10 protein-coding genes are annotated in these 15,850 nt (G+C 52.9%); 2 read left to right on the forward strand and 8 right to left on the reverse strand.

Going from position 1 to position 15,850, the window contains the following annotated elements; translation table 11 throughout:
- Positions 1-5 precede the first annotated feature (5 nt).
- Positions 6-962 (forward strand): type IX secretion system membrane protein PorP/SprF, encoded by a 957-nt coding sequence (locus IMY23_RS14890; RefSeq protein ID WP_192822855.1) that lies wholly within the window; start codon positions 6-8, stop codon positions 960-962.
- Positions 963-1,062: 100 nt separating this feature from the next.
- Positions 1,063-3,039, forward strand: a complete 1,977-nt coding sequence (locus tag IMY23_RS20215; RefSeq protein ID WP_304621580.1) for an OmpA family protein — start codon at positions 1,063-1,065, stop codon at positions 3,037-3,039.
- A gap of 629 nt (positions 3,040-3,668) precedes the next feature.
- On the opposite strand, the gene IMY23_RS14900 is transcribed toward IMY23_RS20215, so the two are convergent.
- From IMY23_RS14900 to IMY23_RS14935, 8 genes are all read right to left on the reverse strand, one after another.
- The gene (locus IMY23_RS14900) at positions 3,669-6,698 is read right to left on the reverse strand and encodes a T9SS type A sorting domain-containing protein (protein WP_192822856.1); all 3,030 of its coding nucleotides are present in this window, start codon (positions 6,696-6,698) and stop codon (positions 3,669-3,671) included.
- Positions 6,699-6,882: 184 nt separating this feature from the next.
- On the reverse strand, positions 6,883-8,664 hold the full coding sequence (locus IMY23_RS14905) for a hypothetical protein (RefSeq protein WP_192822857.1): 1,782 nt from the start codon (positions 8,662-8,664) through the stop codon (positions 6,883-6,885).
- On the reverse strand, positions 8,661-10,874 hold the full coding sequence (locus tag IMY23_RS14910; protein WP_192822858.1) for a DUF4175 family protein: 2,214 nt from the start codon (positions 10,872-10,874) through the stop codon (positions 8,661-8,663). Before IMY23_RS14910 ends, IMY23_RS14905 begins: the two co-directional genes overlap by 4 nt.
- Positions 10,875-10,911: 37 nt before the next feature.
- Positions 10,912-11,838 carry a hypothetical protein gene (locus IMY23_RS14915; RefSeq protein ID WP_192822859.1) on the reverse strand — a complete coding sequence of 309 codons (927 nt, stop codon included), beginning with the start codon at positions 11,836-11,838 and terminating at the stop codon, positions 10,912-10,914.
- Positions 11,751-13,307 carry a BatA domain-containing protein gene (locus tag IMY23_RS14920; RefSeq protein ID WP_192822860.1) on the reverse strand — a complete coding sequence of 519 codons (1,557 nt, stop codon included), beginning with the start codon at positions 13,305-13,307 and terminating at the stop codon, positions 11,751-11,753. The genes IMY23_RS14915 and IMY23_RS14920 overlap by 88 nt, the downstream gene beginning before the upstream one ends.
- Positions 13,308-13,452: 145 nt before the next feature.
- Complete coding sequence (locus tag IMY23_RS14925; RefSeq protein WP_192822861.1) at positions 13,453-13,905, reverse strand: RNA methyltransferase; 453 nt, start codon at positions 13,903-13,905, stop codon at positions 13,453-13,455.
- A 451-nt stretch (positions 13,906-14,356) separates the two neighbouring features.
- Positions 14,357-15,241, reverse strand: a complete 885-nt coding sequence (locus IMY23_RS14930) for a DUF58 domain-containing protein (protein WP_192822862.1) — start codon at positions 15,239-15,241, stop codon at positions 14,357-14,359.
- 209 nt (positions 15,242-15,450) lie between these two features.
- Complete coding sequence (locus tag IMY23_RS14935; protein WP_192822863.1) at positions 15,451-15,825, reverse strand: endonuclease domain-containing protein; 375 nt, start codon at positions 15,823-15,825, stop codon at positions 15,451-15,453.
- Positions 15,826-15,850 lie beyond the last annotated feature (25 nt).

The raw sequence follows: 15,850 nt of genomic DNA on the forward strand, positions 1-15,850 counted from the left end.
AGTTTATGAAGAAGCGTACTATACAAATTTTCTTGCTGGTGGTGCTGGGCCTTTCCTCTTTGGGGAATGCCTACGCCCAGCAGGACCCCCAGTTTACCCAGTACATGTTCAACGGTTTGCTGCTCAACCCAGCGTACGCGGGCAGCAAGGGCTTCTCCAGTTTCAGTGGGTCTTTCCGGAGCCAGTGGACAGGTTTAGAAGGCGCCCCATTAAGCCAGACCGTTAGTTTTGACGCCAACCTTAACAAAAAACTAGGCGCAGGGGCCGTAATTACGCATGACCGCCTGGGCGCGCAGCGCTACACAGAAGTTACCGGCAACGTGGCCGCCCGCATCTCGCTTAACCGCACCACCCGCCTGGCGGTGGGCATCTCTTTGGGCGCGGCCCAGCAAGTAGTAGACGGTACCATGCTCAGACCAGAGGAACGCGATGACCTGGCTTTGCCTTTCGGGATTGAGCGGGCCTTTACGCCTACGGCCAAAATAGGCGCGTACCTGCACAGCAATCTTTTCTACGCCGGTGCCTCTGTCAGTAACTTGCTGTTCTTTAAAGATGACGTTTTGCTAGCCCCCACGCCCCACCTGTTCTTAACGGCAGGCGGTGTGATTGACCTGGGCCCGGAGCTTAAATTCAAGCCCAGCTTTTTGCTGAAGGAGGATTTCAGCGGTCCGGCGGCCATTGACCTGAACGCCTTTGTGCTGTTCAGCGAGAGATTCTGGGTAGGTGCCTCTTACAGGACCAGCCTAAGTATTCTGAACAGTGACACCCAAAGCCCCAACACGCGCCTGAGCAATACCCTGGCCGGCATTCTGGAAGTGTATGCCTCGCCCCGGCTTCGGTTTGGGTACTCCTATGACTTTTCAGTGGGAGGGTTGCAGAACTATTCCAGCCATGAGATTTCAGTAGGCTACTATCTGCTCAAGAACGTGAATGGCCGCATGCTCACGCCAAGATATTTTTAATACTATTTCTTCATAAAAGCCGTTTTTGGCCTCTATTTTCAAAATGGAAGAAAAACTAGACCCAGCTGTGCAAACAGCGCCTCCCGCCCGACCAAACCCTATGAAAACGTTTATTGCCACTGTCTTCTTTCTGTTTGCCCTGGTGTTGAGCCCGCTTGCCAGCTGGGCGCAGGAAGACACCAAACAGGCCGACAAACATTTTGATGATTTTGAGTACGCCCTGGCCTTAAAGGGTTACCAATCGGCGCTGGAGAAAAACCAGCCCACCCTGGAACTGGTAGAGAAAATAGCGCATTGCTACCGTTTCATGAACCAGCCCAAAAACGCCGCCTTCTGGTACCGCCAGGTGATTGGGTTTGCCGGTTCGGCGCCCGTTAACTTGTTCTATTTTGCCGAAGCCAGCAAGCAGAACGGTGATTACCTCACCGCCAAGCGCCATTACCTTTTGTTTGCGGAGCGCGAGCCGGCAAGAAGAGACGAAGCCCTGCAGTTTGCCAAGGGCTGCGATTGGGCCATGGCCTGGATTGACCGCCCCATGGCTTTTGAAATAACCCAGGAACAAGCGCTGAACTCCACCTACGCAGATTTTAGCCCAGTTTTCTACCAAGACGGCCTGGTGTTTTCCTCAGACCGCCTCACCAGCAATGACCAGAAAGTTTATGGTTGGACCGGCACGCCGTACCTGCAGCTGTACTACGCACCCCGCTTAGACAACAACTGGGGCGCCATCAAACCCCTGGACAACACCATCAATACTGAATACCACAACGCCACCGCCACGTTCTCTGAGAGTTTCCAGGAAGTCTTTTTTACCCGTACCAAGCAGGTGAAAAACCGCGTGCTGCCAGAGGAAGTGCAGGGAGCCAACGTGTGGCAGAAATTCTCCAAAAACGACAAATTCATCAACCGCCTGGAGATTTACAGCGCCACGCTCAAGAACGGGAAATGGCAGGAGCCGGTGCCGTTCGCCTTTAACAAGGGCGAGTCTTATTCCATGGGCCACCCGGCACTTTCGCAAGACGGCAACCTGCTTTATTTTGTCTCTGACATGCCCGGCGGCTACGGCCAAACCGATATCTATTTCTCTGAACGCCGCCCAGACGGTTCCTGGACAGACCCCAAGAACGTAGGGCCAGAGATCAACACGCCAGGCAAGGAGGTGTTCCCGGTGATCAACAAAGACGGCAAGCTTTATTTTTCCTCAGACGGGCACATAGGCATGGGCGGCTTGGATATCTTCTCCGCGGTGGGCAACAAGAATGCCTGGAAACAGGTGGAGAACCTGTACTATCCCTTTAATTCGCCCAGGGATGATTTTGGCCTCATTTACGAAAAGGACGGCAAAAACGGCTTTTTCTCTTCTAACCGAGACTCAGACGTGGGCTCAGACAACATTTTTAGGTTTGCGCCCAAGTTCATTCCGTGTAAACTGGCCGGTGTGACGTTTGTGCGCATCACCAGCAAAAACGGCACGTCTACGTCTTCGCCGGTTGAAGGCGTGACGCTGTCTGTGCAAGCCACCGGCGGCGACACGCTCAAATCGTTCCAGGTGACTTCTAATGCCAAAGGCGAATTCCTGTTTGAGGTGGAAGCCAACACGCTCTATACCATTAAAGGCAGCAAGCGCGGCTACCTGAACCAAACCATTCACGTGGCCCCAGACTGCCGGAAAGTGACTGACACGGTCTCCATGGAAATGGTGCTCAACCGCGACACGCCTAACAAGGCCATTGTGCTGGAGAACATTTACTATGATTTGGACAAATATGACCTTCGGGCGGAATCTATTGCCGAGCTGGACAAGGTGGTAGCCATGCTGCAGGACAACCCCACCATCCGCATTGAGCTGGGGTCGCACACAGACAGCCGCCAGACCATGAAATACAACCAACTGCTGTCGCAGATGCGCGCTGCCACCGCCGTCAAGTACATTCTCTCCAAAGGCATAAATCCCAAACGAGTCATTGCCAAAGGCTACGGCGAAACCAAGTTGCGCAACAAGTGTACTGACGGCGCCACCTGCTCTGAGGAAGAACACCAACTCAACCGCCGCACCGAATTCAAAATCCTTCGGTAACCGGTACTTGTAAGAAAGAGTAAGCAGCCGTCTGCGTTTTGGGACTCATTTCCAGAAATGAGCCCCAAAACGCAGACGGTTTTTTGTGTCTGCTACTCTATGGTGCCGTTGCCCTGTCTCTGGTATTCGCCTTTGGTCAAGCTCCGCACCGCATCAGTCCAAATCTTTAACATGAAAGGGCACCTGGTCATATAGGCTAAATGGGAAAGTGCTGCTCAAATACCGTTTGTTCATTCAATGGAATGAATTGGCTCAGAGTTTCAGATTGGTTGCCTTTAACAGGCAAACGCACCAGCCTTCCGTTTTCGGGCTCATTTCCGGAAATGAGCCCGAAAATGAGGAAACATTCCAAGGATAATAATCCCAATAGCATCCATGTATAGGTTTTGCTCTGAAGGAATACCTGACCCCTATTTTCGGAAGTCTGACTTATAGGCTTGAAGTCGATAAGGTTTTTCAATCGCCCTATTTAAATTCAGTAAATGGATTACTTAAATGGACTACTACTAGAAGAAGCCGGTAGCTTCTATCGAGGCATTTTTGGTTTCCAGCCGACAAATAGATTTACAAAAAAGCGCCCCTGCCAACATTTGGCAGGGGCGCTTGGGTTTCTTTATTTGCCGGTGTGGTTACCGGGAGATAACAATCTTTCTGGTAGTGGTGGCGGCTGCGGTGCGGTAGTGCAACACATACAAGCCTTGCGGCAATTGCCCTACCTGAATCTCATGTTTCAGTTCACCAGCGCTGGCCTTTATTGATTTCTGGTAGACAACGTTTCCTTTCATATCTACCAACTGTAAGGCAATGCTCTCCGTCTTGGTTACTGAAGCTGTCACCAACAACTCCGTCTGTGCCGGGTTAGGGTAGGCACTCAAGGTAGCGGCTTGGGCCTCGTCGGCGGCGCTGAGGCAATTGGCAATGGTCACCGGCTGCGTCACTGTAACAGGGCAGTCTACTGCCGGATCACTGTAGGTATAAGAAATGGTAAAGGTGCCCTCACCGGCGGCCCGTGGGTCCAGAATGTTGTTTGTGATGCCCGGGCCAGTATAGGTTCCTCCGGCAGGTGAACCACCAGTCAAGGTTATGTTTCCTTTTTCCAGGCAAATCGGGCCAAATGGATCTAAGGTTACCTGCGGCAATGGTTTAACGGTCACTGTCACCTGCGCGGTACTAGAGCAGCCGGCCGCGTTGTAACCTGTCACTGTGTACGTGGTGGTTTCGGTAGGCGTAGCCACTGGGTTGGCGATGGCCGGGTTGCTCAGGCCTGTTTCCGGGAACCATGTGTACCTGGTACCGCCGGTGGCTGTAAGGTTCACAGGACTGCCAGGGCAGATATTAGTTTCAGACGTGGTGGCGGCAATGGTAGGGAAAGTGCCCATCGTTACCCTAACACTTGAGGAGGAGGTGCAAAGGCCGTCTGGGTTGGTCACCGTCACCGTGTACGTGGTAGTAGCCGTTGGAGAGGCGATTGGGTTAGCAATAGTGGGGTCGCTCAGGCCAGTGGCCGGGCTCCAGCTGTATGAGGCACCACCAGAAGCCTGCAACTGAGTACTACCGCCTGGGCAAATAGTGACAGCCGGTCCTGCATAAGCCGTAGGGTTCACAGTGACTTCCACCACATCTGTAGAAGAGCAGCCGTTGGCGGTTACAGTCAAGGTGTAAGTAACTTTAAAGCGAGTTGTACTATCCCCCGGATACGTAAGCGTTGGGTTGGCTGCTTTTGGATTGTTAAGGCCAGTAGCCGGTGACCAAGAATAGGTATAACCAGGTACTGCTGGTACCCCTACTATTGTGGCTTGTCTAGAACAAACGGTCTTATCTAATCCTGCATTGGCAATGGGGTAGGGGTTTACTCTAACGGTTATTGTTTTAGCCGCACTGGCACAACCTGCAGCAGAATACCCAATAACTGTATAAGTAGTGGTTGCTGAAGGAGAAGCAATGGGATTGGCAGTTGTTGAATCACTTAGGCCAGTGGCCGGGCTCCAAGCATAGGTTACGGCACCTGTGGCCTGTAACTGCACAGAGGAACCAATACAGATAGAAGGAGCAGCCGGAGTCACCGTCACTACCGGTACTGGGTTCACGTTTACAAATACTGTATCATTGCGGCTACAGCCTTCAGCATTGGTGACTGTTACAATGTAACGGGTGGTGGCCGTAGGAAAAGCAACAGGATTTGGGCTGTTAGGGTCACTTAAGTTAGTAGTAGGAGACCATCGGTAACCAGTGCCACCGGTTGCATTTAACTGTGTGCTTCCACCTAGGCAAATAGCTCGGTCAGGCCCAGCGTTAGCTGGAACGGAGGGGTTTACGGTGATTGCTACTTCGTCAGTATTGGTACATCCGTTGGAAATTACTGTCAACTTATAAATGGTGGTGATAGGCTGTGAGGTGGTATTCTGTAGGGTTACCAAAGGGTTTTTGAGAGTAGCACTGGACAATCCTATGGCTGGTTCCCACAAATAAACACCGTTGGTGGTATTGGTGCCGCCTAGCGTAAGAGCTTGCCCTGAACAAATACTTCTATCAAAACCGGCATTAGCAATTGGCAGAGCCTTTACAGTTACCACCACGGTTTTTGTGTTCACGCAGCCAGCCGCCGATGTTCCGGTAACCGTGTAGGTAGTAGTGGCGGTTGGGCTGGCGATAGGTGTGGCGCTGGTGGGGTCATCCAAGCCAATAGCTGGGCTCCACGAATAAGAAACAGCGCCAGAGGCCTGCAATTGCACAGAAGAACCAATACAGATGGAAGCAGCCGCCGGCGCAATGGTTAAAACGGGCAACGGAGCCACTGTTATAACTACCTGGTCTGTGCGCACGCAACCGTTTTCATTGGTGACGGTTACTGTATAGGTAGTGGTAGCTGTGGGCGTGGCAACTGGGTTGGCAATCTTTGGGTCATTAAGAGTAGTAGTGGGAGACCAGCTATAAGATACACCGCCGGTAGCCTCCAATTGCACAGACTGCCCAATACAAATAGTTCTATCCGGGCCGGCATCGGCGGTAGCCGGTTTAATGGTGATTTCTCTACTGGCGCTGTTAGTACAACCGCGTAAGGTCACTACCACAGTATACATGCCGGCAGCCGCAGTGCTCACATTAGGAATAGTAGGTGTGCGGCTGGTGGAGGTAAAGTTGTTAGGCCCGGTCCAAGCGTAAGTGGCGCCACTGATGTTATTAGCGCTTAAGCTTAACGTGCCACCGGCGCAAAGACCGTCATTGGCGGTGATGGTAGGAGCGGCGAAGGGCGTTCCAATGGTTAGATTGGTGCCGTTGTCTCTCACCACCAGGTCAGTCGGGGGCTTGGAGGCGACTACTCTAATTCTATAAGCTGTGCCAGACGTGATGTTCAGCGGCAACGTGACCTCAATAGACCCTGAACCAGTTCCAGCGGCAGTTCCCAAGGCTCTGGGCGACGTGAAAGCGCCACTGGAGCTGGACAACTGCACGGTGAAGACGTTGTCACTCGGGAAAGTGTATTCGGTCTCAAACGGGACTGTGAACGTGCTTCCCACACAATACGTGTTGCCTGCCAGCGGCAGAGTTTTGAGGGAGTCTGTGTTGGCAAGCAAAAGAGTTGGGTTGGCTTGAACGCTCTGGGTGGTCAAGAACAGGCCAATAAGTACATTCAGAAAGAAGAGGAAAGATATACGCATACGGGATGTGATTGATGAAAACAATAGTATAATCTGAGATGCAATCTGGTATGATGCAAAGGTACTTAAAGGGCAGAACCAGGTGGGGGAGATTCGATTAACTGCCTGATATGAACGATAAATGAATGTATTTGGATGCTAACTTTCTATAATAAAATTTAATATTAGCAAAGGTATAAAATTTTTAGAACTTCTCCTCTACCCAGAGAAAAGCGGCGCACAAAAGGAGAACAAGCCAGAACGGCCATAGGGGAAAGGGCTGGGAATGAGTTTTTGGCTGCGCGCCAGCCGGGTATTGCTCTGACGCCAGAGATGCTTTTTTCAGGCGCTGTTGGTTTGCCCATACATGACGCGTTTCCCAGGCGCTGGCAGCGTTGACATAGACAGATGATAAGGTGTCGCCAGCGCTTTCAAAAGTACGCCAGCCGCTGCTCTGGGGCCACCAAAGACCGGTGTTGTATGCCAAAGAAGATTCTCGCTGCAAAGACAATGACACACGTGGTTCACTACCGGCTTTCAGAACCTGTATATCTTGCTCCGTAGTGGTAAGCAAAAGCGGTTGGTTAACGGCCGGATAAGTGGGCGAAAAAGCAAAAGGCTTCGCTGGGGCAGGCTTGGCCAGGGCACTCAACAGCGTGGCCCAGAATTGCTGATAGTGGGCTTCTTTTCCTTCCAAGGCCCACGGGAACGTCTCCAGTAGTAGGCTCACGCCCACCTGACCCATACCTTTTCTGGAGTGTATTGCCCAGGCGTGCGCGCGTGTTTTCCCCCAGGCCAAAATTTGCTGATGTTCCCGTGGTTTCAGAAATACGTTTGGCGCGGGAACCGCACCTTGGCTAGAAGATTGTCCCGCCCACTGCACCGGGGCGTTTTTGGCCTCATTTCCGGAAACGGAGCCAAAAACGGCTTCAATGAAAAAAGGGATTGGTTTGGGCCGCGTTTGGGAAACAGAGGTCAAAATCCCGAGGCCCTGCTGCCGCACGGCCTGCTGCAAAATCTGCTTCTCACTGCCGGACAAACCTTGCAAGGTCACGTCATCTATCAGCACCACGTCAAATTTCTGAAGCAGCGCTGTGGTGAGTCGGGGCAACGCAAGGGTTAGCAAATTCACGGTCTCGGTTTGGAACACGCCTTTGCTCACCTGCGTGCGCACCGCCACGCCGTGCCCCTGCCGGGCCAGCGCGTTCTTCAAAAACTTGGTTTCAAACGAAGGTGAGGACGAAAGAAACAACACGCTCAACAGACGAGGCGCCTCCACCTGCACGGGCACGGGTTCCTGGTACGTGGAATCGTCTTGCTGCCACCGCAACTGGTACACAAAACGCCCCGCAGACTTGGGTTTGAACCGAAGCGAAAATGCCTGCCCCACACCTTTTTTCACTTCCACCGAATCTCGGTTCAGACCAGCGGCGTGCAAATACAACCTAGTAGCCTTTTCCGGCGAAGTGAATTTCCCCTGCACCACCAGGTCTTTGCCCAGCGTGATTTTCTGCGGCCACGAGGCAGCCAGCACGCCCGTTGGCAACGGTGATAAATGCGGCACCAGCCTGATAGAATCTAACGCCGCCAATTCTTCTTCTCTCAGCCCGTGGCCCAACACGTGCAGCGTCTGCACTGCCGGGTGCTCTTGTTGAAAAGCCGTCAAGTCTTTTACCAGATTGCCCGGTTTGTTTTCAGTTACGCCGAAGTAAAAAACCTGCGGCTTGGGTTTGAGGCGTTTCAATAACTGCTCAAGCGTGTCTGTGCTGTAGCCTTCGGTTATTAAAATAGCTTCAGAGGCATTATAGATGCGCGTGATTTTGGGCGGCGAAACCAGGAAAAACAGGCACGCCACCGCCAGCAAATTTGCCACTAACCGCGCCCACAGCCAACGGCGGTCTGCCCGGCGCACGGCCAGCCACGTGAGCCAGGCGCCCAACAGCAATGCCAAGGAAAGAAGAAGCGGCAGCGGGATGGTCACGGTCAATTTAAACGGTTAAAGTAGTCTTGGGCCAGTTTTTTCTTAGCGGCGGCCGAGGGGCGTTTTTGGGCTCGTTTTTCAGAATGAGGCAAAAAACGATGCAGCGCGGTCTGTACCCGCACCAAGCAGTCGGCGCAAACGTTGCGTTTGGCCCGCAGGTCCTGCACCACGCGCCGCAGATCTTGCAGCGCCCGCAGGTAATTGCCCGGTTCCCGGATGGCGGCCTTGCCCAGCTCCTGCCCAGCCTGTTCCAGCACCGCGGCGTCATCTGGCTGGGGGGTGCCGCCCGTTTTCAGATTCTCCACGCGCTGCAATGCCTGCCGCACCACAGGGTAAGAGGCCTCGGGCTTTTCTTCGCGGCGCAGGGCTACGGTCTGTACTTTGCTGAGGTCACCGCTCAGGCGCTTCTCAGGTACTTTGAGCGGCGGCGGCTCGTAGCCAGATTTCTTCACGTACACCCTGGAACTTTGCTGCACGTCTTTGAGCAGCCGTAGCGCCTTGTACTCAAACGGCAGCGCTTCCTTGGGCCGACCGGTGCGCAGCCGGAGTTCGGCTTCCCACATCTGGGCGAGCGCGCCTTTGAGTTTGGCTTTCACGGCGGGCTCAAAAAACGTGGCGGCCTCTTCCTGGTCATGTTTGTGCAGGTAAGGGTCCAGGAGTTCGTTCATTTGGGTTTGGTGCTCGCTTTCGCCTTGCTTGGGCGCATGGTCATGGCCGTCGTCCGCAGAGTGGCCTTCGGGTAAGCCGGCGGCGCCGATGTTGGACTCAAACTCCTCGCCCAGGAATTTGCCGTAGCGCAACCGCAGCAGTTTTTGGTCCACGCCAATGTTGTTGGCCCGGTCGTTGAACACCGCCGGAGCCAGGCTTTTCTGCTCTTGAATCAGTTTCTCCGTGTCAATAATGATCTGGCGTTGGCTCCGGAAATACTCTGGGTTGGGGTTCACGCCCAATGACAGATCATCCATGGATTCTACCACGGTGGTGTCTTCAATCTCTACCAAAAAAGCCTCGGTGCGGAAGGAGCCGCGGTGGTTGTCCTGGGTCTGCAGGTAAAAATAGAGTTCATCGCCGTAGGTCATGCCCAGTTTCTGTAAATCCAGGGTCTGGTTCAGTTGCAAACGCCTGGGCTGACCGGCAAACGACAGATTCAAGGGAATGCGCTGCTCCCGGAATTTCACGGCCTCGCCTTCGCCTTTGGCCACCGTGGCCACCAGCTCGGCGCTGCGCAGGCCGTAGTCGTCTTGCAGCGTGGCCTGAACAGTTACGCGCTGCGGCTGGCCAAACAGAATCTCTGTGTAAGCGGCAGGTTTCTGCACGGTAATGCTGGGAGGCTGGTCTGGAATCACTTCCAGTGAATAAAAATCTGAGGCCTGCCCGTTCAACTTGAGATGGTACAGTGAGGACTGCGTAGCCATGGTGCTGGCCGAATACGTGTTCTCCTTCCCTCTCACGGGCCGTAACGGAATGGGTTTATGATTGCTCAGCACCAGTTGCAATGATTTTACGGCTTGGTTAGTCTGCACCGTCCAGGTCACCTGCGCGCCCGCCTCTACCTTAAACGACGGCGTGGTCACGGCATACGGTGCCTTGCGCGTGTACGCCGGTGGCGAAATGCGCACGTGCAGTTGTTCTATGGCCGGTAAAATTGCCTTCGGTGCAACAACGGGCGTTTCTACGTTAGCCGAAGTTCCGGGCCGTTCGGCGGCGGTTGGTTTCTCAGCCCGCGGGAAGCCTGGTACCAGCCAAATCACACCAGCCAGCAGAAGTCCGGCCATCAGCGCCCACCAACCATTCCTGGCGTTGACGTGCGCCGCCTGCGCGACCGGTAGCTGTTCCAAGGCTGGCATGATGCGCTGTTTCTGAAGCTGGGCTAATAAGGTCAAGTCATGGTAGGGCACCAGAAACAGTTCGGCGCTTTCTTCCAGTTGCGGGAATTTCCGGTTCAGGTGCTGGGCTATTTGCCGGGTACTGGTCTTTCTCTTGAGCTGTGCCCAGCGCACTACCTGCAAGAGTAAGAGCAAGACGCCCAGCAGGCCAGCGGCAATGGCCGCTTCGCCCGTTCCCTGGTGCCAGCTTCTATACGCCCACACCGCTAACGGCAACATCACGCCCAGCGCCTGCCACGCAAAAAGCCACGCCTTGCGCGCCAAATACTTGCTGCGGACCTGGTACAGGACGGCGGTGGCTGGGATGGTATGGGAGGTGGGGTGTGGCAAGGTGGTTTTGGCTAGAATTTAAAGAATGGCAGAGTAATTAATCTACATCATCACAATCAGAATCCATTTTAACGAAAAGCTTGTTAAACTCTTCTTCCATTGGCATTTCTCTGTAGAGACTGTTATACTTTCTTTGATGATTGGCGCAGTTCCACCAACCAAATGTCATAAGTTCAATTTTTGCATATTGAAGTCTTTCAGGAGATTGCCTTTGCTCCTTGAATTTTGCAGCTAATTTTTCTGGGGCACCATTGTTCTTTTTCTTTTCTTCTATAAGATTCTCCCAGGCCTTGAATAACAAAACGCTGTCTTCAGATGCCAACGCGTTAACATAGACTTCACATTTTTTTGAATAACTATTGTTGAGAAGTATAACTGGTGTTCTATATGCTTCAATGGTTAGTTTCCTCAACGCATATAATTCCTCAAGCTCTTTTAGTTTTAAATCTTTAACGGTAGCCCAGAACTTAGATGGAATCAACTTCAAGTTTTTTAACCTATCTGTAGCGCTTCGGTAATCAGCATCAAGCTTAATGCTTTTTCTTTTAATGGTGTCAGCAGTCAACTCCTGTAGAGACATAAAAGTAACGTCTTCTAATTCATTGAGACTTTCAAACTTATGCCATAAATAATGAGTGTCCTTTAATTGTTTCGCTGAATATAGCTTAGAATTGTATTTGCCTTGATGTTCACAATAACTGCTTTCCCATGCAAAATTCTGAAGAGAATCTGTTTTGGCATTAGTAGCATGAGGAAGTGCCGTTTCTTGTGTGGGCACAGGAGGATCAACAATAGCCGTACTTCTACTTTTACAAGAAAATAGAAAAGCCAAAATAGTCAAGGCCATAAGGAGAAGCTGACTTGAGCTAAAGAACTTCATTTCAGTGTAGATAATTGGTTTCCCCTCCTCCCCGCCAACCATCTTTCCAATGCCAGCAACAGCGCCGCCAAAGCCACCAGCCACGGTTTTAGGTCCAATACTTCTTCCGTTTTTGGCTTCATTTCCAGAAACGAGCCCGAAAACGCGCGGGGGATTTCCACGGCGGCGGGCAGGGTGCGGGCGTCATATAAGGTTTTCCAGGCAGTGTTTTCTGGGAAGAGCAGGCGCAACAGCAGTTCCGGGAAGTGACCATTGTCTACCAAAGCGTTCCAGGCTGGGTGAAACCGACTGTAAAACCGGTACTGCGTGTGGCGCGCGGCTTGTTCCTGGGTGAGCATAGGCTGCCCGAAACCATCTTGCCAGAGCACAGCCGCGGCAGGGTTTACGGGGGCGGGTACGCGCTGATGCAGGGACACGGGTTGCGCGAGGCCGGGAATCTGGAGCCAGCTTTCGGATTTCTGGATGCGGGCCGAGGTAGGTGCGTCTTGCAGCGTTTTCAGGCTCGTTTCTGGAAATGAGGCCAAAAACGGGGCCAGTGGTTCGTCTGTGAGCCAGAAAACCCAGTGGGGCGCGGCGGTGGGCATGGCTTGCGGAGCCGAGGAAACGGTGAGGTCAACCGCAGCTCCGCGGTAATTCAGCGCCGTTTGCAACGCGGCTTTGAGATACCGCACATCGGCTTGCCGCGCCTGGTCAAAACGGACCAAGACCCGAAGCGGCGCGGTAGTCACTGGAATTGAATTTCGGGCACCGCCTTGCAGCGTGAGGGAGTCCAAAGTAGCATTTTGTGAGAATCGAACCGAGGGGAATTCTGGTAGTGTGAGGATTTGCCCCGGCACGGGTTTCGGTACTTTTCTCTCCAGGAACGTGACTTCCTGGCCATTGCTTTTCCCGAACTGGAGCCGCAACTGGCCCGAAGTAGTGTAGAACGCCTCTTGCAACCAGACGTTTGTCTGCGGAACGCTCACCGGCACCCACGTCATGTTGGGCGCTAGCGCAGGGAATTCGCCGCGGTGGTGCCGGAGCAAATCTGTGCTGAACACCCAGGCCTGCGCATGCGCCGGAAGACTTCTGTTGAGAACCCGCAATAGGGCCCAGGCATTGGTAGTATCTGTGGCCGAGGCATCTGCCTGAAAAGTAGTGATGGACGTTTCTGGGTTTACCGGAAGATTAGGGAAACCAGGGGTCAACAGGTGAATTCGCCACCCGTTCTGTGCCAATGAATCTACAGTTTTGGCAATCTGGGGAAGATAGTTTTCTTGCAGCATCGCCGGATGCAGATAGGCGTGCCGTTCAGGCTGGGCGGTTATCTGGCGCTTGTAGAAAGGCTGGGCCAACACCAAGGCCAATACTACCAACAACAGGCAGCGGAACAACAGCAGCCAGGGCTCCGACAGTTGGAGTCGGCTGAGTTTCTGGCTCTGCGACGCCTGCAACCACCTAATACTGCCCACCAGCACCGTCTGGGGCGGGCGCTTGTTCCAAAGATGAATGGCAATGGGCACCGCCACCGCTACCGCCGCCCATAACCAACTGGGGTGTAGAAACTGGAACAAACTACCTTTTTAGATGCAAGAAGTACCACATAAATCGCAAGCCATTGAAGAGGTCAACGGCAGGAACCAAGTTACTGGCTTGGCGCGGTATTTCCTATCTCCTGGCCAGTATTCCGCCGGAATTCATGCACGCAAAAACGCCTGCTCACTTCTGGCCGAGTTGCTTTTTGAAATGGCGGTCATACAAGACCACCGTCCCCGCCGAGGCCACGTTCAACGACGTTTTGCCCGGCAACTGCACCAGGTGGTGGCATTTGGAGAGCACGGTGGGCGGAAGTCCGTGGTCTTCGGCACCCAACAGATACACGCAGCGCTCTGGGTGCTGAAACTGCTCCACGGGCACGGCTTTTTCATCCAACTCCACACCTACCAACTGGCAGCTGTAGGGCAAATGCCGGAAGAAATCCTCGAAATCTGTGTAGTTATACAGCGGAATCTGGGCCCAGCTTTTGTTGGTGTCTGAGCTCTGTTTCTGGTAGCGCCGGCCAATGGTGAAAATAAAACTGGCCCCCAGCAAAGACGCCGACCGCCACAGCGTGCCCATGTTGGTCTCACTCCTCGGCATGAAAATGCCAATGCCCACGTAACCCTCTGCCATAGTTGTTCTTTTGTTGCGGGTAAAGATAAGGAGCAAGCGTTCTGTTTTCGGCTTCATTTCTGAAAACAAGCCCGAAAACGGGAATTGGCGCAGACACTCGTAGGAACTGCGCGCACTACGAGGTCATTTGAGCAAAGGCTTTTGGGTATTTGAAGGATTATTTCTTTGCCTGCTTTAAACTTATTCTGGCGTGAATTTTTGACGCATTTCGTCCCCCTTTGAAGGGGGTAGGGGGATGATAAAGGCCGCTGAAGATGCATTAGCTATAAAAATGCAGCTGGTAGAATTGGTTCTCGGGAATGTTTATAATCAGCACGAGTACATCATCCCCCTACCCCCTTCAAAGGGGGACGAAATGCGCGAAAAAATCCAAGCCGTTTTCGGCTTCATTTCTGAATTTGAGCCCAGAAACGGCAACTCAGGACTCAGAACTCAAGACTCAGAACTCCTCTTATTGTCTCGCCCGGCTCAGCAGAAACGCCCGAAGTGCCTTGTCCAGCGGTTCATGCAGGTGGAAGCGTTCATAGTGGATCTGTTTTTTGCGGGTTTCGGTTTCCAGGGCCTGGAGCCAGGTCTGGAGGTGTTGTAGGTAGGCTTCGCGCTGGGTGTCTGGGTTAAGTTGCAGGGTTTGGCCGGTCTCTAGATCTTGGAACTGCAGTTGGCCCTGGTAGTTGAATTCCAGTTCGTTGCGGCCCATGAGGTGAAATAGAAGCGTGTCTTTTTCGCGGGCGCCAATCTTGCGGAGCGTGTCAGAAATCTCTGTGGTCTGCTCGTACATATCCGTGACCAGCACGGTGATTTCACGTTGCCGTTTTCTGGCGAACACCGGGGCCAACCGGTCTGCCGCGGGGAACTGGCCGTTGGGTTTCACGTGGCTGAGCTGGTGGAAGAACCGCTGCATGTGCTGGCTGCCCTGCTGCGGCGCGAGCTGCACCAACTGGTTTTCCTGCAAGATAAAAAGCCCGACGGCATCGCCTTGCTGGGTGGCCAGGTAGGCCAGCGCCGCCACCAGAAACCGGGCGTAGTCCAGCTTGCTGAGGTCTCCGTCTTGGTGGGCCATGGAGCCGCTGGCATCTACCACAAACCGCACGGCCACGCTGCTGTCCACCTCAGACTCCCTGATGTAATACCTGTCTGACCGCGCGAACATCTTCCAGTCCAGCTGCCGCAAATCATCGCCGGGCTGGTAACTTCTATACTGCGCAAACTCAATGCCCGCCCCCCGCCGGATGCTCTGGTTCTGCCCCAGCAGAAACCCATCTACCACGGCCTTGGCCACCAGGCGCAAGTCTTTGATAGCGGCAAAGGTCTGGGGATTGAGAAGGCGGTGGGGCATTGTTACTTAGTGTTGAGTAATTATTGAATTTTTAGGAGCTTTTTCGTCCCCCCTTTGAAGGGGGGGTAGGGGATGATTTACATTTGCTGATTGAAAGCATTCCCGAGAAATATTTTAACATGTTGCTTTTTTTATAGCTAATGCATCTTCAGTGGTCTAAATCATCCCCCTACCCCCTTCAAAGGGGGACGATATGCGTGCACAAAAAATTATAAATTTGGAGCCTTCTTTTCTGCAATCCAAGTTTCCAATGTTCGCTGTATATTGGGCAAATCATGCATCACTTCATTGTCTGAGAACCTAAGAACTGTAAAGCCTAAGTCAGACAATACTTTGTCTCTTGCGGAATCTTCGTCTGATTTAAAGTTGTGGGAATAACCGTCAACTTCAATAATCAGCATCAGTTCCTTGCATAAAAAATCTGCAATGTAGTTTCCCACGGGCCGCTGCCGAAGAAAAGAGACGCCTAGCTTTCCTTTGTTCAACAATTCACACCATAACCTGATTTCGGCTTTGGTGGAACCTTGCCGGTGGTTTTTGGCGAAAGCCTTCAGGTGTTTGTTGTAGTGCTGGTTGAAAGGCATAAGCAGGCCAAGTTTCTCAGGCCTT

This window comes from Rufibacter sp. LB8, from assembly GCF_014876185.1.
In the GTDB taxonomy this organism is placed as follows: domain Bacteria; phylum Bacteroidota; class Bacteroidia; order Cytophagales; family Hymenobacteraceae; genus Nibribacter.

What these genes read in the sequence shown, in the direction of transcription:
- IMY23_RS14930 (WP_192822862.1), bottom strand. Translation starts at nt 15,241, where the DNA reads ATGCCCCACCGCCTTCTCAATCCCCAGACCTTTGCCGCTATCAAAGAC.
- IMY23_RS14890 (WP_192822855.1), top strand. Translation starts at nt 6, where the DNA reads ATGAAGAAGCGTACTATACAAATTTTCTTGCTGGTGGTGCTGGGCCTT.
- IMY23_RS14935 (WP_192822863.1), bottom strand. Translation starts at nt 15,825, where the DNA reads ATGCCTTTCAACCAGCACTACAACAAACACCTGAAGGCTTTCGCCAAA.
- IMY23_RS20215 (WP_304621580.1), top strand. Translation starts at nt 1,063, where the DNA reads ATGAAAACGTTTATTGCCACTGTCTTCTTTCTGTTTGCCCTGGTGTTG.
- IMY23_RS14925 (WP_192822861.1), bottom strand. Translation starts at nt 13,905, where the DNA reads ATGGCAGAGGGTTACGTGGGCATTGGCATTTTCATGCCGAGGAGTGAG.
- IMY23_RS14900 (WP_192822856.1), bottom strand. Translation starts at nt 6,698, where the DNA reads ATGCGTATATCTTTCCTCTTCTTTCTGAATGTACTTATTGGCCTGTTC.